The 23029-nt window shown below is 41.4% G+C and carries 20 protein-coding genes and 1 other annotated feature; of the genes, 2 read left to right on the top strand and 18 right to left on the bottom strand.

What is annotated here, in order from left to right:
* Positions 1-99 precede the first annotated feature (99 nt).
* Complete coding sequence (locus tag M1F63_RS04320) at positions 100-2382, top strand: Xaa-Pro dipeptidyl-peptidase (RefSeq protein WP_247940810.1); 2283 nt, start codon at positions 100-102, stop codon at positions 2380-2382.
* Between the two features lie 519 nt (positions 2383-2901).
* Positions 2902-3372, top strand: a complete 471-nt coding sequence (locus M1F63_RS04315) for an arginine repressor (protein ID WP_001043018.1) — start codon at positions 2902-2904, stop codon at positions 3370-3372.
* A 35-nt stretch (positions 3373-3407) separates the two neighbouring features.
* Here M1F63_RS04315 and M1F63_RS04310 read toward each other — a convergent pair whose 3' ends face one another.
* The 18 genes from M1F63_RS04310 to M1F63_RS04225 all read right to left on the bottom strand — a co-directional run bounded on the left by M1F63_RS04310 (position 3408) and on the right by M1F63_RS04225 (position 22984).
* Positions 3408-3572, bottom strand: coding sequence for a hypothetical protein (locus M1F63_RS04310; RefSeq protein ID WP_247940809.1), 165 nt, complete (start codon positions 3570-3572; stop codon positions 3408-3410).
* Between the two features lie 9 nt (positions 3573-3581).
* A complete protein-coding gene (gene obgE / locus M1F63_RS04305; RefSeq protein WP_000061637.1) occupies positions 3582-4892 on the bottom strand; it encodes a GTPase ObgE in 1311 nt (436 codons plus the stop codon).
* A 71-nt stretch (positions 4893-4963) separates the two neighbouring features.
* Positions 4964-5098 carry a DUF4044 domain-containing protein gene (locus M1F63_RS04300; RefSeq protein WP_000863851.1) on the bottom strand — a complete coding sequence of 45 codons (135 nt, stop codon included), beginning with the start codon at positions 5096-5098 and terminating at the stop codon, positions 4964-4966.
* Between the two features lie 29 nt (positions 5099-5127).
* On the bottom strand, positions 5128-5316 hold the full coding sequence (locus M1F63_RS04295; RefSeq protein ID WP_000735788.1) for a PspC domain-containing protein: 189 nt from the start codon (positions 5314-5316) through the stop codon (positions 5128-5130).
* Positions 5317-5336: 20 nt separating this feature from the next.
* The gene (locus M1F63_RS04290; protein WP_049500621.1) at positions 5337-6662 is read right to left on the bottom strand and encodes a glycosyltransferase family 4 protein; all 1326 of its coding nucleotides are present in this window, start codon (positions 6660-6662) and stop codon (positions 5337-5339) included.
* An 8-nt stretch (positions 6663-6670) separates the two neighbouring features.
* Complete coding sequence (locus M1F63_RS04285; protein ID WP_247940808.1) at positions 6671-7714, bottom strand: glycosyltransferase family 4 protein; 1044 nt, start codon at positions 7712-7714, stop codon at positions 6671-6673.
* Between the two features lie 112 nt (positions 7715-7826).
* Positions 7827-8156 (bottom strand): metal-sulfur cluster assembly factor, encoded by a 330-nt coding sequence (locus M1F63_RS04280; RefSeq protein WP_000331930.1) that lies wholly within the window; start codon positions 8154-8156, stop codon positions 7827-7829.
* A 14-nt stretch (positions 8157-8170) separates the two neighbouring features.
* Positions 8171-9280: an RNA polymerase sigma factor RpoD gene (gene rpoD, locus M1F63_RS04275; RefSeq protein WP_049549994.1), complete on the bottom strand. Its 1110-nt coding sequence runs from the start codon at positions 9278-9280 to the stop codon at positions 8171-8173.
* 2 nt (positions 9281-9282) lie between these two features.
* Positions 9283-11043 carry a DNA primase gene (gene dnaG / locus M1F63_RS04270; protein ID WP_247940807.1) on the bottom strand — a complete coding sequence of 587 codons (1761 nt, stop codon included), beginning with the start codon at positions 11041-11043 and terminating at the stop codon, positions 9283-9285.
* Between the two features lie 196 nt (positions 11044-11239).
* Complete coding sequence (locus M1F63_RS04265; protein WP_000125429.1) at positions 11240-11998, bottom strand: ABC transporter ATP-binding protein; 759 nt, start codon at positions 11996-11998, stop codon at positions 11240-11242.
* Entirely contained in the window at positions 11995-12861 is an 867-nt protein-coding gene (locus M1F63_RS04260) for an ABC transporter permease (RefSeq protein WP_223327573.1), read from the bottom strand. Before M1F63_RS04260 ends, M1F63_RS04265 begins: the two co-directional genes overlap by 4 nt.
* 65 nt (positions 12862-12926) lie before the next feature.
* On the bottom strand, positions 12927-13922 hold the full coding sequence (gene trpX / locus M1F63_RS04255; protein WP_247940806.1) for a tryptophan ABC transporter substrate-binding protein: 996 nt from the start codon (positions 13920-13922) through the stop codon (positions 12927-12929).
* Between the two features lie 117 nt (positions 13923-14039).
* Positions 14040-14255, bottom strand: a binding site (T-box leader).
* A 96-nt stretch (positions 14256-14351) separates the two neighbouring features.
* Positions 14352-17048, bottom strand: coding sequence for a phosphoenolpyruvate carboxylase (gene ppc, locus M1F63_RS04250; protein ID WP_000058163.1), 2697 nt, complete (start codon positions 17046-17048; stop codon positions 14352-14354).
* 23 nt (positions 17049-17071) lie between these two features.
* Positions 17072-18295: a cell division peptidoglycan polymerase FtsW gene (gene ftsW / locus M1F63_RS04245; protein ID WP_000703344.1), complete on the bottom strand. Its 1224-nt coding sequence runs from the start codon at positions 18293-18295 to the stop codon at positions 17072-17074.
* 187 nt (positions 18296-18482) lie between these two features.
* The gene (prsA, locus tag M1F63_RS04240) at positions 18483-19424 is read right to left on the bottom strand and encodes a peptidylprolyl isomerase PrsA (protein ID WP_247940805.1); all 942 of its coding nucleotides are present in this window, start codon (positions 19422-19424) and stop codon (positions 18483-18485) included.
* Positions 19425-19491: 67 nt separating this feature from the next.
* Positions 19492-20205, bottom strand: coding sequence for an O-methyltransferase (locus tag M1F63_RS04235; protein WP_080980315.1), 714 nt, complete (start codon positions 20203-20205; stop codon positions 19492-19494).
* Between the two features lies 1 nt (position 20206).
* Positions 20207-22009, bottom strand: coding sequence for an oligoendopeptidase F (pepF, locus tag M1F63_RS04230; RefSeq protein ID WP_247940804.1), 1803 nt, complete (start codon positions 22007-22009; stop codon positions 20207-20209).
* Positions 22010-22027: 18 nt separating this feature from the next.
* Entirely contained in the window at positions 22028-22984 is a 957-nt protein-coding gene (locus M1F63_RS04225) for a competence protein CoiA (protein ID WP_247940803.1), read from the bottom strand.
* Positions 22985-23029 lie beyond the last annotated feature (45 nt).

Here is a 23029-nt window from a genome sequence, read left to right as displayed (position 1 = left end):
ATATGCTGGTTTAAGAAATTTATTTCATTTAAGTTTATTTATTCCATTTTTCCCTCTTTTTTGATATAATAAATTTAGTTGTTTTCAAAGGAGAGAAACATGCGTTTTAATCAATTCAGCTACCAACCAACCACTAGTTCTCAACGATTTGAGGAATTAGAAGGTCTTGGTCTAAAGCTGTCACCCCAACTGTCCTTAAAAAGACAGTTTGAAGACTTCATTCGTTGGAGTTTTTTCACTTATTCTAGCACGGATTATGCCTTGTCGACTTTGGCTGCGGATAAAGAAACAGATTTAGTAACTTTTTTCCAGTCAGACCGTGAGTTAACTGCAGAGATTTTCTACACAGTAGTTTTTCAACTTTTAGGATTTAGCTATCTTGTTGACTTTGAGGATGCTGAACAGTTCCGTAAAGAAACTGGTTTTTCTATTGTTTATGGAGATTTGATTGAAAATCTCTACCATCTGCTCAACACTCGAACGAAAAAAGGAAATACGCTCATCGATCAGCTTGTTAGTGATGGACTCATTTCAGAAGATAATCACTACCACTACTTTAACGGTAAGAGCTTGGCAACCTTCACTACTCATGATGTCATTCGTGAAGTCGTGTATGTCGAGAGTCGTGTGGATACTGATAACGACGGTCTCCCTGACTTAGTCAAGGTCAGCATTATTCGCCCGCGTTATGATGGTCAAGTACCTGCTCTTATGACTGCCAGCCCTTATCACCAAGGGACCAACGACAAAGCCAGTGACAAGGCTCTCTACAAAATGGAAGGGGAGCTTGAGGTCAAACTGCCCCACACCATTGAACTTGAGGAACCTAAGCTGAATTTAGTTGAACCTCATGGTCAAGCAGAAGTCGTCTCAGAACCTGAAGAAAAGCTATCTCATATCAATAGCTCATATACTCTAAATGACTACTTCCTCCCACGTGGATTTGCCAATCTCTATGTATCGGGTGTTGGAACCAAAGATTCCCAAGGGCTCATGACCAATGGGGACTACCAGCAGATTGAGGCATATAAAAATGTCATTGATTGGCTCAATGGTCGTTGCCGTGCTTTCACGGACCACACGCGCAAACGCCAAGTCAAAGCTGACTGGTCAAACGGGAAAGTCGCAACAACAGGTATTTCCTATCTAGGTACCATGTCCAATGGTCTCGCCACCACTGGTGTTGATGGCTTAGAAGTCATCATCGCGGAAGCAGGTATTTCCTCTTGGTACAACTACTATCGGGAAAATGGTCTAGTGACTAGCCCTGGTGGTTACCCGGGTGAGGATTTTGACTCACTTGCTGAATTGACCTACTCTCGCAACCTCCAAGCTGGTGACTATATCCGTGGCAATGAAGCTCATCAAGCAGACTTAGAAAAGGTTAAAGAGAAACTCGATCGCAAGACTGGTGACTACAATCAGTTTTGGCATGACCGCAACTATCTGCTCAATGCTCACAAGGTTCAAGCTGAGGTCGTTTTTACGCATGGTTCCCAGGATTGGAATGTCAAACCTCTTCATGTTTACCAGATGTTTCATGCCCTTCCTAGCCATATCAATAAGCACCTCTTTTTCCATCATGGTGCCCATGTCTATATGAACAATTGGCAGTCGATCGACTTCCGCGAGTCCATGAATGCCTTGTTAAGTAAGAAATTGTTAGGACTTGACTCAGGCTATCAACTTCCGACTGTCATCTGGCAGGACAATATCGCACCGCAAAGATGGCAAGATCTTGATAACTTTGGCAAGCAGGATGAACTGCATACCTTCTCACTTGGAACTGAAGAAAAAGTGATTCAAAACCAGTATGATCAAAAAGATTTTGATCGTTATGGAAAGACTTACCAGACCTTCAACACTGAACTTTACCAAGGAAAAGCCAATCAGATCACCATTGACCTTCCAGTAAGTCAAGACCTTCACTTAAATGGGCGAGTAGAGCTAAAACTTCGTGTCAAATCAAGTACAAACAAGGGCTTATTATCAGCCCAACTGCTAGAACTTGGACAAAAGAAATATCTGCAGCCTTATCCAGCTGTTTTAAGTGCTAGAACCATCGATAATGGTCGTTACCACATGTTAGAAAATCTCTGTGAACTGCCATTCAACCCAAGTGCCCAACGTGTCATCACCAAAGGCTACCTTAATCTTCAAAATCGAACCAATCTCTTGACGATTGAAGAAATCCAACCAAATGAATGGATGGACTTCAAGCTAGAGCTTCAACCAACTATCTACAAACTTAAAGAAGGTGATACTCTCCGTTTGGTTCTCTACACCACAGACTTTGAGATTACAATTCGAGATAATACAGACTATCACTTGACTGTTGATTTAGCACAGTCTAGTCTTATCCTACCTTGTCAAAAGGTATAATGTACCAGACTTTCAATATGGAAGGATTCAAAGGAAAAGTCAATGAATTTGACCATTGAACTTCCTATAACCAAGGCTTTCCACTTGAACAGTCGAATCAAACATAAACTTCGTATCAAATCCAGTTCATCTGAAAGCATTTTAGAAGCCCCTAGATAGAACTTGGACAAAAGATACTCCCTCTAACCAACATGTGTAACCATTTATCATACACGCTACCAGACCACATGTTGGAAATCTCTGTGAATTACATTTAGAGTAAATTCACAACAAGCCGTGATAAAAAGCTACCCAAATTGAATGATTCACTGTCATTAAAGAACATCAATGTAGATGAACGGATTGTTACCCAGTTTATCTGCACGCAACTAGTGACAAGTTAAAAGAAGGAGAATCTCTCCATCTAGTTCTTTATCCTACTGACTGTGAAATCATCATACGTGACAATACCGCCTACCACCCGACTGACATTTTCGTTCAGTCCACGCTACTGTACCTTGTAAAAGGAGTACTTACTTTATGAACAAATCAGAACACAGACACCAACTTATCCGCGCCCTCGTTTCAAAAAACAAAATCCATACACAAGCTGAATTACAAGCATTATTAGCGGAAAATGATATCCAAGTTACTCAGGCTACCTTATCACGCGATATCAAAACCATGAACCTTTCAAAAGTGCGCGAAGAGGACAATTCTTATTATGTGCTGAATACGGGATCTATCTCCAAATGGGAAAAACGTCTTGAAAATTATATGGAAGATGCTCTTGTTATGTTGCGTCCTGTCCAACACCAGGTTATTTTGAAAACTTTACCCGGTTTAGCCCAATCGTTTGGATCTGTAATTGATTCCTTGGCCTTTCCAGATATCGTTGCAACCCTTTGTGGAGACGATGTCTGCATGATTATCTGTGAAGATGCTACAAAAGCGCAAGCTTGTTTTGAGAGTCTTAAAAAATATGCGCCACCATTTTTCTTTAGTGAATAAAACAAATCCCGTGATTAAAAGATCACGGGAATTTTTTATTTCTTTGACTGTGTTTCTTCTCTCTTTGTACGCGCCAATCGAAGAGCACGTTTAGGATTTAGACGATTAAACAATTCTTCTAGTTTCTTTTCATTCCACACATCTGCTGCAGAAACAAAATTTCCATCTGCATCTCGGAATGATATCGGTTTATCTCCCATATCAATCTCCTAGTCTACAAATTCAAACTCAAATTTACCGATGCGAACCAAATCACCATCTTTGGCTCCACGTGCACGAAGGGCTTCGTCAACACCCATACCACGAAGCTGACGGGCAAACTTCATGACCGATTCGTCACGGTCAAAGTTGGTCATGTTAAAGAGTTTCATGAGTTTTTCACCAGAAAGTACCCATGTCGCATCATCATCACGACTAATCTCAAAGGCCTTTTCTTCCTCGTCAAAGCCATAGTAAGCCTCTTCTTCCATATCGGATTCATCATAAATCGGGAATTCTGGAGTCTTGTCTAACAACTCGGCTGTCGCGTCCAAAAGTGTAGCCAAGCCTTGCTTGGTCAGACCAGAAATTGGGAAGATGGCTGGGAGTTCCTCAAACTCGTCGTAGTTTGCTGCCAACTTTTCCTTGAAAGTTTTCAGATTTTCCTGACTTTCAGGCATATCCATCTTGTTGGCCACGATAATCTGTGGACGTTCCATGAGACGAAGGTTATAGGATTCTAATTCCTTATTGATAGCAAGGTAGTCCTCATAAGGATCACGTCCTTCACTAGCTGACATATCGATGACATGGAGGATAACTCGTGTGCGTTCGATATGACGAAGAAACTGGGTTCCAAGACCAACACCTTGACTAGCACCTTCAATCAAACCTGGAAGATCTGCTACTGCAAAAGATTCACCTGACTGCGTACGAACCATACCTAAATTAGGGACAATCGTCGTAAAGTGGTAAGCACCGATCTTAGGTTTAGCTGAAGTGATGACACTAAGCAAAGTTGACTTTCCGACAGATGGGAAACCGACTAGACCAACATCTGCTAAGATTTTCAATTCCAGTTGCAACTCACGTTCTTGTCCTGGTTCTCCATTCTCAGAGATTTCAGGTGCAGGATTTTTTGGAGTGGCAAAACGGATATTTCCACGACCACCTCGACCACCATGAGCCACGATAAATTCTTGACCATGTTCAATCAAGTCTGTGATGACTTTACCTGTTTCCGCATCACGTACAGTAGTCCCCTGTGGCACGCGAACACGTAGATCTTCTGCACCACGTCCGTGCATTCCTTTGGTCATTCCTTTTTCACCGGAATCAGCCTTGAAATGACGGTTATAGCGGAAATCCATCAAGGTACGTAAGCCTTCGTCTACCACGAAAACAACGTTACCTCCACGTCCACCATCACCACCCCAAGGACCGCCATTAGGGACATATTTTTCACGGCGAAAGGCAACCATGCCATCGCCACCATTACCAGCCTTGACCTTAATCTTGGCTGTATCTAAAAACATACTCATATTTTCTTCTCACTTTAAAAAGGCTGGGGAGAACCCAGTCATTAGTTATTGTTTCTATCCTCATAGCTTGCTTAGAATCTACTGAAAGCTCCAAGCGCAGTTGCAAAGATACCAGCAAGGGTTACAAACAACATGATGAGCACGACAACAAGCGTCACCTTTTCAAACAATGTTTTTTTGCGTTTTCCGTTATCTCCAAAAGCCATAACTTCTCCTTTTTCTATATAATTCTAATTTAATACTCTGATGAAACTGGTGCAATCAACCATAAAATGATATAAGCAAGGACTCCTGTCCCATAACAAAATGCAAGAACAGCCCAAATGACACGAACAATTGTTGGATCAATATCAAAATAATGAGCAACTCCTGCGCATACTCCACCAATTTTTTGATCTTTTCCGCTTCTCATTAATTTTTTCATTTTTTCTTCCTCTTATTCTATTATTTGAATTCGTCTCTCCAATAATCTCTGATGCTAGACAATTGTTTTCGAGACGCTCTTAAAATACGCTTGGATTCTTTTACTGGGCTTGTAACAGCCTGTTGAGGTAGATAGAGAATCGTTTTTAAAAAGCGCTGAGTGACAGGCTGTCCATCATGTAGCTCATGTTCAAAGTTATTTGAGATAATGGCATCAAGGTAAAACTCATGAACTCGTTTCCCAAAATTTTCAGCCGAAATCTCGTACAACTTATCCGCCAAATTTTGTTCAGACATATCAGGAGTAGCAATCAATGCTTCAAGTATAGCTCCTGCAAGCTCTCGTTCTCCATAGTAGAGGGTCCCAAACATTTTATCATTGATCAGATTTTCAAGATAGGGGTTGCCATGAGCAATAACAGGCGTTCCACTGGCTAGACTTTCTAGATAGGTTAAACCCTGAGTTTCACTCGTAGATGCTGAAATAAAGAAATCAGCTGCTTTATAGTACAAGGCTGTCTCACTGGGAGCAATCATACCTGTAAAAATCACATGTTTTTGTATGTTTAATTTCCCTGCTTGTTCTTTCAGACTGTCCAGATAAGGTCCGTCTCCAGCAACAACCAACTTCACCTTTTCTTCTTCTTTCAAAACCTGTGCAAAGGCGACTAAGACTGCTTGGATATTCTTCTCAAAGGAGATACGAGAAAGACTCAGCAGCATTTTCTCGCCTTCCTGAATACCTAACTTCGAACGAAGCTCTAGTAAGTTTTCCTCTTTGATCTCAGGTCGTTCAAACTTAGCCAGCTCAATTCCAGTTGGGATGACACGCTTTTCAACCTTGACTTTGTATTTAGATAAAAGGTCACGAACAATCTCACTAGGGCAAATCACGCCATCTACATCATGAAGGAAGCCACGCACCAAATATTTTACCATACTCGGACGAATTAGCATGCCCTTAGCAATGTAATGCACATAGTCTTCATACTGGGTATGGTAGGTATGAATAACTGGAATTTTCAATTCTCTCGCAATCCAAATTCCTAACAAACCAAGAGAAAATTCTGTCTGGGTATGAATAATATCGAGTTGATACTGCTTGGCAATTTCAAGCGCCTTTGTAAAACCTCGGTAGGCAAATCGTCGATCCTTAAACGCAAAGAAAGGGACACTCGGAATGCGAATAATTTGCCAATCCTCGTAGCGGTTCACATCTTTATCTGTTGTTGTAAAGATAAAAACTGCATGCCCCTGCTTTTCAAGCTCAGTTTTCAAAGTCCGAATACTAGTCGCGACCCCGGAAACCTGAGGGAAATAGGTATCTGTAAATAAACCAATTCGCATAAATTACCTCACTTTTTGCCCAAAGCAGCCTGTTCTCGATAAAATTTTAACCAGATTTCCAACAAATGCTCCTCAGAGTACTCTTTGGAGATCTCGCAAGCTTTTTCTTTCAAGTCTTTTAAGGCTTCAGAATCATTCTTGTATTCTAGGATTGCTTCTCTCATCTCGGAAACATCACTTGTAGCACGATAATTCCCATCAAGAATAACCTTATATAGATCCAAATCTCTTAACATAATCGGAGCCTCGCAACTAGCGGCCTCTAAGATGGTCATAGGGAATAATTCATTATAACTTGGTAGCAAGAACAGATCCGCCATAGCATAAAGTTCCCGCATCCGTTCGGGTGACACAATTCCAGGAAAAATAAGATTTTCAGGTGGATTGTCCATTATCTTCTTGTAGCGTTCATAACCATCTGTCATCCCACCAAATGAAAAACCACCTGCCCAGATAAAGGTAATTTCTGGCAATTCCTCAGCAAGACGGATAAAGTCATCAATCCCTTTACGTTTCTGAACCTGACCCGCACCGATTACGACAAACTGATCTTCCGCGAGATCCATTTCCTTCCGGAGTTGTGCAACCTGTTCAGCTGGTAATGCATGCCATTTTTCTTTGTTTACAAAATTTGGAATATAAGTTACTTTTTCACGCGGAATACCAGCAGCCACTAAATCCTCGATAAACATGGGATTGACCACCACCAAGTGTTCCATTCGGTTGTAAAAGGAAAAAACATAGCGTTTGACAATTCCTTTTAGGAAAAATGGAATCTTTAAACTCCCCTCAAGCGTATCAGGCAAAAAATGCACATAGCCAATTTTTCTCCCAGAGCGTTTCTTTTGGAAAGTAGATAAATAATAAGGGAAATCAATGGTGTGAAAATGAGTTACATCTGCCTCTACAGGAAGATTCTCTGTAACAATCAACTGGTCTTTAGCATCGCGGTGAAGGAGACTAACCAATTCTCGATATGCTCCTGACACTCCTTGACCAGCTACTTTTTCACTTGAGCTTAGCATATTAATACGCAATTTTTCGTTTTCCATACCTTTCATTATACCATTTTATTTCCAGAAAATCAGCAAAAGAAAGAAGAGACGATTGGAAAAAGGATAAAATTATCCTATTTTCCAATCGTCTCTCTCATTTTTTTAGTCTTTATTTAATTCCTAGGGCGATACGCGCGTATCGGCTCATTTTTTCAACTGTCCAAGCTGGATACCAGACCAATTTAACTTCGGTATTGGTTACCTCAGGCACATCTGTCATCGCATCATGTATCTGGTCTGTCAAAAGGTCAGCCAGTGGGCAGCCCATAGTTGTCAAGGTCATATCAATTTCAGTATGACCTGTTTCACCATCAAAACGAATTTCATAAATCAAACCTAGGTTGACAATATCAATCCCCAACTCAGGGTCGATGACTTCTTCCAAAGCATTTAAAATGCGTGTTTTGATCGTTTCAATTTGCTCTTCTGTATAAGCCATGTTATTCCTCACTCTCAGTCTTCAATAAAATCACGAAGGGGTTTGCTGCGACTTGGTTGGCGCAATTTTCTCAAAGCCTTGGCCTCAATCTGACGGATACGCTCACGAGTCACGTTAAAGACTTTACCAACATCTTCAAGGGTACGCATTTTCCCATCATCTAGCCCGAAACGAAGGCGCAGAACGTTTTCTTCACGGTCTGTGAGAGTATCCAAAACTTCATCCAACTGCTCGCGCAAAACGATTCGAGTTGTGTAGTCTACTGGATTTTCAATTACTTCGTCTTCGATAAAGTCCCCAAGATGGCTATCGTCCTCTTCACCAATCGGTGTTTCAAGTGATACTGGTTCTTGAGCAATTTTCAAGATTTCGCGGACCTTGTCAGGTGTCATATCCATACGCTCAGCGATTTGTTCAGGAGTTGGATCTTGTCCCAATTCTTGAAGGAGATTCCGCTGTTCACGGACAAGCTTGTTAATGGTTTCTACCATGTGGACAGGGATACGAATAGTACGGGCTTGGTCAGCGATGGCACGGGTAATCGCCTGACGAATCCACCAAGTTGCGTAAGTTGAAAACTTGAATCCTTTTGAATAGTCAAACTTGTCAACAGCCTTCATCAAGCCCATGTTTCCTTCTTGGATCAAGTCAAGAAACTGCATGCCACGCCCTACGTAGCGCTTAGCAATCGAAACCACCAAACGAAGGTTGGCTTCTGCAAGACGTTGTTTAGCTTCAATATCACCAGCCTCAACTGCTAAGGCCAATTCTTTTTCCTCTTCGTTAGTCAAGAGAGGAACAACCCCGATTTCCTTCAAATACATACGGACTGGGTCATTAACCTTGGCAGAAGTTGAGCCAATCAAGTCCTCATCACTGAGTTCTGGTTCTTCTTCTGCACTAAGAACACGCGCGCTTGGATTTCCTTCGTTATCTGTGATAGAAATTCCAGCATCCTGAATCCGTTGCAAAAGGTCTTCAATGCCTTCTGCATCAAGGGCAAACGGAATAACCAGACTTGAATTGATTTCGTCATCTGTTGCTGTTCCTGTTTTTTTGTGGTTACGGATAAAGTCTGCTACTTGCACATCAAATGTGGTTACTTCTTTTTGTTTTGTTGCCATTATTACTCCATTCTTCTCTTTTGGGAAATCAATCGTTGCAATTCTTCCAAGGCTGTGTCTGTATCTCCTACATGACTAGCTTCCTGCACTTTCTTTTTAATCCTTAAATTGTCCTTGCTGAGGAGGGCACGGTTTCGAGTCGCTTCTACTTCTACTAGCTCTTGAGGCGACATCTCAGCTGGCAAATCCAAGCTAAGCACGTGGTACCAGGCATTTTCAACCTCAGGAGTCTGATGAGACAGTTCCTCTGATCCGATTTCTCCCTCTTCACTTAATAATTCGTAAAGAATTTGAAATTCTGGGGTATCAAAGAAAAAATCTTCTCTTAATCGGTAGTCATTTAGAACAACTGGATTCTCAGCCATCCTATAAAGGAGATGAGCCTCTGCTCTCATGACTGCTGTCAGTTGCCGCGTTACAGGTAAACTAATCGCTGCTGGAGGTTGCTCCTCTTTGACTCTTTCCTGCCTTTGAACAATGCGACTTTCATTTACAATCTGCTCCACCTGCTGGTAATCAAAAGAAGGTAGATTATCCGCCAGAATGTGGATATAAGAATTCTGGGCAGTGATAGACTTTTCTTTGGCGATTAGGGGGGCAATCTTTTCAATGAACTCGATTTGCGCCTGTAAGTTATCACTATTTTCCGGCTTGAGCTGGTGAATATAGAACTCTATGGGACTAATCCGAGTCTTGGTTAAAAGGTAAGCCAGGTCTTCAGCAGAATTCTTTTGCAAATACTCATCTGGGTCCATGGCATCAGGTACTCGAACAACCTCAACTGAGAAGTCTTTTAACTCCTCTAGAGCCTTGGCTGTTGCTGTCTGCCCTGCCTTGTCGCCATCGTAGCTGAGAACAATTTTTTTGGTAAAGCGTCTGAGGTGATCAACATGCTCCTTGCTTAAGGCTGTTCCCATGGAAGCTACAGCATTTTCTATACCAGCACGGTAGGCTGCAATCACATCCATGAAGCCTTCCATCAGATAGAGCTCTGTAATCTTACCTGTTCCCTTTTTTGCCTTGTCCAGATGATACAATTCGTAGCTCTTGTTAAAAATTGCAGTCGAGCGGCTATTTTTATATTTGGCAGTCTGACTATCCGTTTCTTGCCAGATACGACCTGAAAATGCAATAACCTGCCCCTTGTCATTGGTCAAAGGAAAGATGATTCGTCCAAAAAAAGTATCATAAAATTGATTACCATCTGACAGATAAAACAAGCCCGAATCCAATAAATCCTTTTCCTCAAACTTGTCAGCCAAACGTTGATAGAGATAAGTTCTCTCTGCTGGAGCTAGTCCAATCTGGAAGTGCTTCAGAACATCATCTGTCAATCCGCGTTTGTAGAGATAAGCCCTTGCTTCTTCTCCCATCTTTGTCGTCATGAGGATGGCATGGTAAAAACGGGCAGCTTCTTCATGCATATCGTATAGAGCTTGATGAGGGGAAGTTTGTTGGGGACGAGACTGTACCGGCGTAGCTAGTTGAATACCGACGCGCTCTCCTAAGAGCTGAACGGCTTCCATGAAGGACACACCTTGGTATTCTTCGATAAACTTAAAGACATCTCCTGAACGACCACAGCCAAAACAGTGATAAAACTGCTTGTCTTCCACAACGTTGAAAGAAGGGGTCTTTTCACCATGAAAAGGACAGAGCCCTAAATAGTTCCGTCCAGCCTTTTGTAAAGAAATCACATCACCTATGACTTCCACAATGTTGGCATTGTTTTTGATTTCTTCAATGACTTGCTTGTCAACCATACACAATACCTCCATCTTATCATAGTTTCACGTAAACTAGTATAGCTTATTTCTGAAAAAAAGTAAACCATTTCATACGCTTTCCGTAATTCTCTTTGCCTTATTTTTCTAGATTGAAAGAGGTGATAAAAAACTCAGAAACACTTCCATGTTTCTAAGTTAATTTTCACTATTTTTTGATGATTACTTCACTCATCTATTCAAATAATTGATAGTAGTCTGAAATTTTCATCTTAGCTTTTTCTTCTTTATTGAGGTCTTGGATGATGCGACCTTCCTTCATGACAATCAGACGGTTTCCATACTTCAGTGCATCTTCCATATGGTGGGTAATCATCAAGGCTGTTAGATGATCTTTGCTGACAAAGTCATCTGTTAATTCCATCAATGCCACACTTGTTTTTGGGTCAAGGGCTGCTGTGTGTTCATCCAACAAGAGCAACTCTGGTCGTTTCAAAGTTGCCATCAAGAGACTCAAGGCCTGACGTTGTCCACCTGAAAGAAACTCAATAGGAGTGTCCAGATGTTTTTCAAGACCATTTCCAACCTTTTCAATGGTAGTCTGGAACTCTTCCCTATGGCTTGAAAGCCTTCTAGGCAGGAGTCCTCTCTTCTCACCACGAAACTTGGCAATCAAGAGATTTTCCGCCACTGTCATACGGGGAGCCGTACCCATCTTAGGATCCTGAAAGACGCGAGACAAGTACTTAGCCCGCTTTTCAGGTGAAAAATTCGTCACGTCCTCCCCCATGATACGGATACTTCCACTTGTTAAAGGTAAGGTACCTGCAATCGTGTTAAAAAGCGTTGATTTCCCCGCTCCATTTCCCCCTAAGATGGTAATGAAATCATGTTCGAAAATTTCAAGAGAAACATCATTCAGAATGATTTTTTCTTCGTCAAAGCCATTGGTGATGACTTTGGTAGCATTTTTTAATTCTACAATTGCTGTCATTTGCTAAACTTGACTCCTTTCAGGTATTTGCTTTTGAAGGTTGGAATCATAAGGCAAACTGCCAAAATCAAGGCGCTGTACAAACGAAGATAACTTGTATTAAACCCAAGAGCAATCACTCCCCATACGAGGAACTGATAAGCAATAGATCCTACTACGATGGTCATGAGTCGCTCTGCCAAGGTCAAACTCTTGAACAAAACCTCCCCAATAATCAAGCTAGCAAGCCCTACGACAATCACTCCAATTCCTCGAGAAACATCCGCATATCCTTCTTGTTGAGCAATTAAGGCCCCTGCAAGTGCGATGATCCCATTTGAAAGAACCAATCCCATGAGTTCCATACGACCAGTATGAATTCCAAAACTACGAGCCATATCAGGATTATCACCTGTAGCGATGTAGGCTTGACCTAGTTTAGTATCCAGGAAAAAGAGCATAAGGCCAATAACAAGAGCTACAAAGATTAATCCAGTCAGGAGTTGGTTAAGGTCTGAATCGAAAGGCAAGACATCCTGAATTTGCTTGGTTCCAAGAAGCCCCAGATTGGCACGTCCCATAATCATGAGCATGATGGAATGGCAAGAAGTCATGACCAGAATCCCTGATAAGAGGGTTGGGATTTTTCCTTTGGTATATAAGAGACCGGTCGCCATTCCAGCTAGACAGCCCGCTCCTACTGCGGCTAGGGTTGCTAAAAATGGGTTGACTCCCTGTGTTATCAAGGTTACAGCTACTGCTCCCCCAAGAGGAAAAGAACCTTCAGTAGTCATATCTGGAAAATTCAAAATTCGAAAAGTCATAAAGATTCCCAAACCTAAAATCGCCCAGACCATCCCCTGAGAAATAATGGATACTATCATAATCTTTCACTCATTTCTTTCTTTAGTAAAAATGGGAGGAGATGTGCCCAGCTCCTCCTTTATCTTTATTCAATCACTTGTCCTGCTTCTTTTAGAACGGACTCAGGAATGGTGATACCAAGTTCCTGCGCTAGTTTTTTGTTAATCACTGACTTACCAGTTGAAAATACATTAACTGGCGTATCAGCTGGTTTTTCACCTTTCAAAACTTTGGCAATCATCTTACCAGTAGCCACACCAAGATCGTGTTGGTCAACTACTACAGATGCTAATCCACCTGCTTCTACCATGGCAGTGGCACTTGGGTAGATTGGCTTTTTAGCTGTTTGGTTACTTGAAACAACTGTTGAGAATGCTGATGCGATGGTGTTATCAATTGGAACCCAAATCGCATCGACCTTGCTTGTCATGACATTGACTGTTGAAGCAATTTCATTGGTTGATGGAACGGCAAATGTTTCGACTGTCAAACCTGCTTTTTCAGCATAAGCCTTGAATTCTTCAACTTGTGATTTTGAGTTATCTTCGCTACTTGAGTAGAGAGCGCCGATTGTTTTGACATTTGGTGTGAGGGTTTTTATCAACTCTACTTGTTGTTCAGCAGGGTTGTGGTCTGACACCCCTGTGATGTTGCCACCTGGTTTTTTCAAATCTTTGACCAAGTTAGCACCGATTGGGTCTGTAATAGCAGCCATGATAACAGGTAGGTCTTTTGTAGCACTAGCAAGTCCTTGAGCAGCTGGTGTCGCAATCCCAACAACAAGGTCGTTTCCATTTGCTACCAATTGTTTACTCATAGTTGCAACCTTGCTCTGATCACCTTCTGAGTTCATAAAGTCGATTTTTACTTGATCGTCCTTATAGCCTTCTTCAGCTAGTCCATCTTGAATCCCTTGGTAAATCAAGTCCAAGGATGGGTGACTAACAAATTGAAGGACACCAACCTTAGCAACCTTTTGCTCTTCCTTAGCTGCTGGCTTGTTCATTGATGAATAAATCAAGCTAGCCACTACCAATACTGCTAATCCAGCGACAATTCCAATCAAACGTTTATTTTTCATATTCTTTCTCCTTAATTCTTTTACCTTAACTTGTTAAATCACATCATCAAGCGATGCCATCGTTTAAATTCCAATATCTTTCCTCCCCATAGAAAAAGTCCTCACACAAAAAACTTGTGTGAGGACGTCGATGCGCGGTGCCACCTCAATTATAGGGAATATCCCTATCGCTCTTTCTCGCAATAACGAGTTGCACTGTAAGGTGTGCTCACCGAATTTTTATGATTTCAAATTCTTAAGTACATTCAGCCCAATTTCATCAATTTCATCTATCTGCTTTCACCAACCACAGACTCTCTAAAAAATGAGCATGATTACTTTCTGAATGTTTAAATTATATCATTTTTCAACTACTTGTCAAGCTTATTTTTAGAATTTTTTAAACAATTCAAAAACTTCCCCTTTATAAAAGAGGAAGTTTGTAGAATATCAGCCTGAATTACGCAAACCGGTTGCAATTCCGTTGATAGTTGTATGGATCAGTTTTTCTTCGTCTGCCGACAATTCTCCGCGACGTTGACGTTTGATCAACTCCAACTGGATGTAGTTCAGGATATTAAAGTAAGGCATACGATAGTTTAGACTGTCTTTTAGATAAGAGTTTTCTGCCAAGAGTTCGTCATAACCTTCGATAGCTAAAATAACGTCCTTAGTCAACTGCCATTCATCTAAAATAGTGTAGTAGATAGCTTGTACTTCTTCGTCTTCACAGAGCTTGGCATATTCAAAAGCAATATTCATATTAGACTTAGACAAGACCATGTCCACATTGGAAAGAAGAGATTGGAAGAAAGGCCAGTTTTGGTACATATCACGAAGGAACTCGATATTCTTTGGATCTTGATCAATAAACTCTTTAAAGCTTGATCCCACTCCGTACCAGCCAGGGAACATGACACGGCTTTGTGACCATGAGAAAACCCAAGGGATAGCACGCAAACCGCCGATTTCAGTGATGGTCTTACGAGCTGCTGGACGCGAACCGATATTGAAGCTTGAAATAGCCTTGATTGGACTTGATTCAAAGAAATAGTCATAGAAATGTTCATTTCCAAAGACCAAATCACGGTAGATATCATAACTACGGTCTACTACTTGGTCCATGATGGCTTCGTAACGATTTGACGTATTGGTATCACTCTTCTTCTTTGTAATCATACGGTTAATGGCAGCAGAAACCAGCATTTCAAGGTTATAGTAGGCTGCATCTTTGTTACCGTATTTATTTCCAATGACTTCTCCTTGCTCAGTCAGACGGATACGGTCCTTAATAGACTTGAGTGGTTGAGATGTGATGGCTTCATAAGTTGGTCCACCACCACGACCCACAGTACCACCACGACCATGGAAGAAAGTAACCTTAACGCCAAATTCATCCCCAATAGCAGTCAGTTGTTGTTGAGCTTTATAGAGAGTCCAACATGATGACAGGTAACCACCGTCTTTGTTACTATCAGAGTAGCCAAGCATGATTTCTTGGTAGTTGTCTTTTGAAGCAATCCATTTTTTAGCCAAAGGTAGAGAGAAATATCTTCTCATGGTTTCTTCTGAGTGATCCAAGTCCTCAATCGTTTCAAACAAGGGAACAATCTGAACGCGGGCTTTTTGGGCATCTACCAAGCCGACTTCCTTAAGCATAATGGCTAGTTCAAGCATATCGGATACACTGGTTGCGTGAGAAATGATGGTTTGACGAATAACATTTTCACCCAGTTTATCCTTCAACTTGCGCGCAGCTTTAAAGATAGAGAGTTCTTTTTCAAGCAGTTCTGACTTTTCAGCATGAGTCGCTGAGAGGATACGAGGATCTTCTTCCAACTCTTTTAAGAGGAGGGCACATTTTTCGTCTTCAGACAGATCGCTATAGTGGTCGTTGATTCCTGCGGATGCTAACAATTCTGCCACACAAGCTTCATGAACACTAGAATCTTGGCGCATATCAATAGAAGCAAGATAGAAACCAAAGATTTCGACAGCTTGCATCAACTCGACAAATTCTCCAGAAATCAGGTATTCCCCTTTGTTTTCAAGGAGAGAATCGCGAATGGCCAACAAATCTTGATAGAATTCATCTGCAGTGGCATATCTTGGCTGAAGATCCTTGTCTTCTATGAGATAAGCCTTGGTAGCCTGCATCTTAGCTTGGATGTCAAAGAGGGCACGACGATAGAGTTCTTTTTCGCGATAAATGGAGTTATCTTGTGACTTCAGCGCCATCTCACGAACCTTGTCGCTGACATTCACGATACTGGTTGAAAGTGAAAATTCACGATAAAGATTATAAATCTTTTCATCATAGTAGTTCATGATGACTTCGCACTGAGTCAAGGCTGATTTATTGAGGGTTTCCGCTGTTACGAAAGGATTTCCATCACGGTCTCCTCCAATCCACATCCCCATGGTAATTGGTTTTGGATGCTCAAGCTCGATACCTTGTTCTTTAGCCAATTTTTTATACTCAGCTGTCAAACGCGGAACAGCATTCAGGAAAGAACTTTGGTAGTACTCCATCACGTTGGTGATTTCGTTGGTTACTTTCAATTTTTTCTCACGAATCATGTCCGTCTGCATGATAATTTCAATGTAACGACGGAGATCCGTGTGCCATTTTTCTTTATTAATCAAACCAAGTTTGACATCACGGTACTTGCGCAAAAGCGTATGGATATGGTTGGTCAAGTCCAGCATACTCTTGCGTTGTACTTGCGTTGGATGAGCGGTCAAGACAGGAACGACATTTAACTTTTCTAAAATTTCGGCTGCATTTTCTTTTTCAGCTACCATCTTAATCGTTGTAGATAGTTTTCCTAGATAGTCTTGGTCCACATTGTTTTGGTGATTGATTTCATAGGCCAAATCCACATCCTCAGAGATATTAATCAAAAGTGGAAGGATTGAGAAATAGCGTGAAATGTAAATCATTTCTTCATTCGAAAGACTGGTCACTAGGTCATTGAGCCCTTGATAATTCTCGCTAGTTGATAATTCCTTCAACTGGATAATCTTTTCAAAGGTTTCTGGCGCTAGCATATTCTTTGTGATATCTTCTAATAGCTCAGTCAGAATCAAGACTTCTTCTTGGACGACTGCTTTATTACTATAGTTTTCTAATTTTTGAAGAGACATATACTTTCCTTTCCATTCAATCCTTACAGATTTTCATCGGTTTGATTCTCGTATTCTCTGATAAGTTTGGCACGTTTTTCACTTGCGTCAATGTTCAGTACAAGCGCGATGGCTACGGATAATACCAATAGACTGTTCCCACCTTGTGAAAGGAAGGGGAAGGTTACCCCTGTAGAAGGAATCAACCCTGAAATCCCACCGATATTGACAAAGACCTGAACAAGGATCATCCCTCCCACACCAATAGCAACCATAGAGTTAAAGGGATCCTTTGCTCGAATACCAACCAAGATGATTCGCAAAATCAAGAAGAAGAGTAAAGCCAAAATCATACTGGCTCCTACGAATCCAAACTCCTCGATGACAATCGAAAAGACGAAATCCGTATGGGCTTCTGGCAGATAACCACGTTTCTCAATGGAATTTCCTAATCCAAGTCCGAACCAGCCACCATTTACCATTGCATAGTAAGAATTTGCGAGCTGGTGTCCTGCACCCGCCAAGTCATTAAAGGGATTAAAGAAGGCACTAAAACGTTTAGCAACGTAACCAAATACAGGAATTTGAGAGAACTTTTCAACCCCAACAAAGCGAATGACAGACAAGACTAACATTGAGCTCCCTGCCAAGAGAGCCAAAATGGTCGAGAACCAACGATAGGCAATCCCACTAACCGTATACATGATGAGCGCCACCAAGACCAAGATGGTCGCATTTCCCAAGTCTGGGAAAATCCCCAAGCTACCAATCAGAACCAGCAGAACAAAACGCCAGTCATTAAAAGCTCGAGGTAGCCACTGATTCTGTGTCAAAACCTGGAAGTCATAAACCGCAATCTCACCTTGTTGTTTTGAAAATCGATGTGCCAGGTACCAGATGATGATAATCTTAAGGTACTCAGCAGGCTGAATCGTTACAGGTCCTACAGAAATCCATCCGTATGCTCCATTGACAGGTGTTCCGACCAGTCGCGCCAGAGCTAAAAGAACCATCTCCACAATCATTACGATAAAGATGAGACGACCGTTTCTTAGGAAACCTAATTTTAATTTATAGATTAAGGCAATCAGAATCAAACTAGCTATCCAGAAGATCCCCTGGTTACGCACCAATTGAAAGGCACTTTTTCCTTCTTCGATCAAGGTTGCACTCGTTGTCGAGTACACCACAATCAGCCCCAAAATCGATAAAAGGAAGTAAGGAATCAAAATGGAATAGTTTAGTAGGTGCCTTTTACTAATTTTCATATTTCACCACTCTAATAGGAACAGACGCTTCTGTTCCCAATTCCGTTTTATTTTCTAGTTTTGATTGCTATTATACCACTTTTTCAGAAAGAAAAAAACTCTTATCCTTTAATCCTTCGAATTTTACTCATTTTCTAGTATCAGGTATAAAAAAACAAATCTCTTTTGAGATTTGTTTTTTGCTTTCCTAGTTAGATGAAGAGCTGCTGCTTGAGCTTGAGTCACCACCACCGATGTATTGGGTGAAGATGTTTTGGAATGATTGGTCTTTAACCTTGATGTTTGCTGCTTGCAGTTCTTTACCAATTACTCCTTGAACAAAAGCTGAATCATTTTGTTTTTGAGTCAAGATGATGGTCTTCAATTTTTCTTTGTAATCCTCTATATTAGAAGATTTTTCTGTTTTTTTCGTTACTTTGATGATGTAGAACTGACTACTGTAGGCTTGTGTTCCAGTAGCTGTAATCACATCAGAAACCCCGTTCACATCCAAGGCAAAGGCTGCTTTCTTGACTTGTTCTGGAAGTTCTGTAGAAGCAGAGTCAAAAGTGATTTCTCCACCATTTTCTTTTGTTTTATCGTCGTTAGAGTTGTCTTTTGCCAACTGAGCAAAATCCGCACCTTCTGCTTTAGCTTTCTCAAGTACTTCTTTTGCCTTGTCTTCATTATCCAAACGGATGATTTGAGCTGTTACATCTGGTGTGTAAGACTCAAAAGCTTTTTGGTAGGCTTCGTCTGTCAACTCGCTCTCTGCAGCCTTCTTAACCGCTAATTCAACCAATTTGCTGGTACGGATTTGAGCTTTACGAGTCTCAGGTGTCATACCTGCACGTTGAAGCACGCTGTTGTAGCTATCGCCGTATTTCTTTTGTTCTTCAGCAACGGCATCATCCACATCTTTATCCGTTACCTCCGACCCATATTGTTGTTCAAATACTTTTTGGATGGTCATATTGAGCAAGACTTGTTGTGCAGTTGGATTGTTCTTTACTTCTTCAAAGAATTGATGCTCTGTAATCACATCGCCCTTCATGCTGATCAAATCTTTTCCTTCAGAACTGTTTGAACAAGCTACAAGTGTTGCTACTGATAAAAGTGTGATGGCTCCTGCCATAAGTTTTTTCTTCATGTTTACTCCTTTTACGGTAAGTGTTACCTTATCTATTTTACTATAATTTCTTAAATTTTTCTGAAAATCATTCGCTCTCAGGAAGCTCTACTTCTGCTAGATTCTTTCGTAGCATGAGAATGCCGTCTCCAAGCGGAACTAGAGTTGCTGTTAGATCTGGATTGTCCAAAGTTGCATCGAAAAGTCTTTGCAAACCACGGTAAATGGTTCGTTGACCTCGGCGGACTTCCATGATGTCCTTGGCAACATCTCCTCCTTGAAAAATATCATCCAAGACCACTACTCCACCGACTTCCAAATGTTTAAGGATTTCAGGCAGAAAGACGATATACTTGGACTTGGCCGAATCCATAAAGACAAAGTCATAAGTTTCTGTCAGAGTAGATAAAACATCTACTGCATCTCCCTCTAAAAGAGTGATTTGCTTACGACTGTCAAACTTGGCAAAGTTCTCCTTGGCAAAACCGATCATCTCAGGATTACGGTCAATGGTTGTAATCTTTGCATCTGGCGCATGTTCTGCCATCAAGAGGGCAGAAAAGCCAATAGCTGTCCCAATTTCCAAAATGTTCTTGGGCTGTATGGTCTCCATGAGAAATCGAAAATACGCGACCGTTTCATGGGGAATGATGGGAATATTTTCCTTGCGAGCGAAGGTCTCCAATTCTTTCAAGGAACCTGTCACCTGCTTTTGACGCTGGCGCATGAGTTCTACGATTTCTTCCTTGACGACGGGACGTCGCATATTGTGATTGGCATTTTTACTGTAAGACTCTACCATCTTAAGCTAGTCCCAATTTTTCAACAAGGGCTTCAAACTCATTCAAACGGCGTTCAAAGACTGCAAAGGAATCGTTGAGGTAGTCTTCCTTCTCCATATCGACGCCCGCTTTTCTCATGACATTGAGCGGATAGTCTGACTTACCTGCCTTGAGGTAGTCGATATAGCGGTCACGATCTTCTTGACTTCCATGGACAATCTTCTCAGCCAAGGCTGAAGCAGCTGCAAAACCAGTTGAATACTGATAAACATAGTAGTTATAGTAGAAATGTGGAATGCGTGCCCACTCGTATTGGATCTGAGGATTGTCTTCCTTGCTGAGTCCATAGTACTCTTGGTTCAGGTCAGCGTAGAGCTTATTGAGGAAATCACTTGTCAAGACTTCTCCATTTTGATCTGCTTGGTGGATGGCATGTTCAAACTCAGCGAATTGAGTTTGACGGAAGACTGTTCCACGGAAACCGTCTAGGAAGTTATTGAGAATTGCAAAACGAGTCGCATCGTCTTCTACTTCTTCCAACAATTTCTCTGTCAAGATATTTTCGTTAGTCGTTGAGGCAATCTCAGCCAAGAAGATAGAATAATCTCCGTAAACATAAGGTTGGGTTTCACGAGTATAGCTGGAGTGCATACTGTGACCTGTCTCATGGACAAGGGTAAAAAGATTGTCTAGATTGTCCTGCCAGTTGAGAAGCATAAAGGCATTGGTATCATAAGAACCACCAGAGTAGGCACCAGAACGCTTGCCTTGGTTTTCATAGACATCAATCCAACGCTCACTGAAGGCACGTTTGACACGGCTCAAGTAGTCGTCACCTAAAACCGCCAAGGCCTCTTCTGCCTTTTTCAAGGCTTCTTCGTAGGTAAAGCTATAATCTACTGACGAAAGCGGTGTGTAGACATCGTACATCTTGAGGTCGGAAATCCCCAAGATTTTAGAACGAAGTTCTAGGTAACGATGCAAGAGTGGCAAATGCTTGCGAACTGCTGCTACTAGATTATCATAGACACTTTCTGGAACAAAGTTTGCTGCAAGGGCTGCATGGCGAGCACTCTTATAATTGCGAACTTTTGCTCGGTAGTTTTGCACCTTAACATTTGTCTGCAAAGTCTTAGCATAAGTGTGTTGAAATTGCTCGTATGTCGCATAAAGGGCTTCATAGGCACCACGACGCACTTCACGGTTTTTAGACTCCATCAAACGGATGTAAGTACCGTGTGAGAGTTGCACTTCATTGCCTTCGTCATCAAGCACGTATGGGAAGCTAATATCCGCATTGTCCAAAATAGCGAAGGTTTCACTAGCAGAACCAAAGATTTCTCCTGCTCCAGCAAGCAATTCTTCCTCACGTTGCGAAAGAACATGGTCTTTCTTTTGCAAGAGCTTGTCAAAAAAGTGCTTGTAAACTTGGAGTTTTGGTTGAGCTTCTAGGAAGGCCGCATACTGTTCTTCGCTAATCTCCATAAACTCAGGTTCATAGAATGAAAAGGCTTGTTCTAACTGACTGTATAGGGTCATTGCCTTAGCATAGTACTCTTGATACTTGGCTTCACGTGTGTCCTGGTCATTTTTCATATGCGCATAGACATAAAGCTTTTCAACTTGGCGTTCCAAGTCAAGTGAGAATTCTGTAATCTCAAGCAAACTGTCTGCGCTATCCAGGAGATGCCCCTCATACTGAGATGCTGTTTGTACTTTTTCAGTTAAATCTTTCAAGGCTTCTTCCCAAGCCTGGTCTGTTGGGTAGATTGTTGAAAGATCCCATGTATCTTTTTCATTTATTTCATGTCGTTGTAATACCATAAGATTCCTCCATCCTTTCTATTTTACCACATTTTTTGAGAAATATAAGTGATAAAAGGCTGGTGGATAGAGCTTTTGGCGATTATTTTTCGGATTTTTTTGATAGTAAGCCTGAAAATTTCTATAATAGCTAGTCAAATCCGTTTCAATCTGCAAAAAATCACCTGACTCTATCGGTCTGACCTGGGGATACCAGTCGTCCAGTTGATGGTTTAATAGATTGTCTCCTTGATAATAAGCTTCCTCCTGCTTCTTCATCCAGTAGGACGTTTGGTAGTACAACTGCTGGCGAATGTAGTGACAGATAGTGGGATCTTGCACAACTGCAAAACGAGGCAGTTTTTGTTTTTGATAAGGAAATCGTAGGATTTCCAAGAGATTTCCTTTTCCATAGGGAAATTCTTTGACCTGAAAATGAATCTTGCCACGTAGGTCCTGATGCAAAAGATATTTGAGTCTCAAAACTTGTTTTTTGAGATCCAGTTCCCAAACATAGAAACCCATATTTTGACTAAAATAGAGAAATCCCCTTTGCAATTGTGTTAATCGCTCTTTTAACCAGAGTTTTTCTCCCAGTAGCCAGATAACCTGATAGCCTTGGCTACGGTATCCTTGGCTTCTATCACCTAAAAGCTTTTGAGACAAGGGGCTGCACTGAACCTCCAGAGCTAGTTTCTCATTGACAAGAACATCCGCAACCTGCTGAATCTCAGGCAGACTATATTCTAAGGCGACCTGACTGTCCTTCTTGGCCCAGTGATAAAGGGCCTCTTTGTTGCCCAAGTGTTCTGGACTTTCATTTTCAAAAATAGCGATGCAATCTCTTAACCTTTCATGGGCAAAGTGCGTTCGAATACTCTGTCCTTGACGTAATCGTAGTCCGCCCCCACAGGCTGGACAAGTATAGGCTTGCTTGGTCACATCTTTTTCAAGGGCATTCACCAAATTCCCCTTGGCATCTCTGGCTACAAACATGGGCTACCTCCTTTTCTCATTTATTCGAAAAAGAAGCAAAAAAGA

The sequence above is a fragment of the Streptococcus oralis genome (assembly GCF_023109155.1).
Classification (GTDB): domain Bacteria; phylum Bacillota; class Bacilli; order Lactobacillales; family Streptococcaceae; genus Streptococcus; species Streptococcus oralis_BZ.
This window is presented reverse-complemented; position numbering and strand designations above follow the sequence as displayed.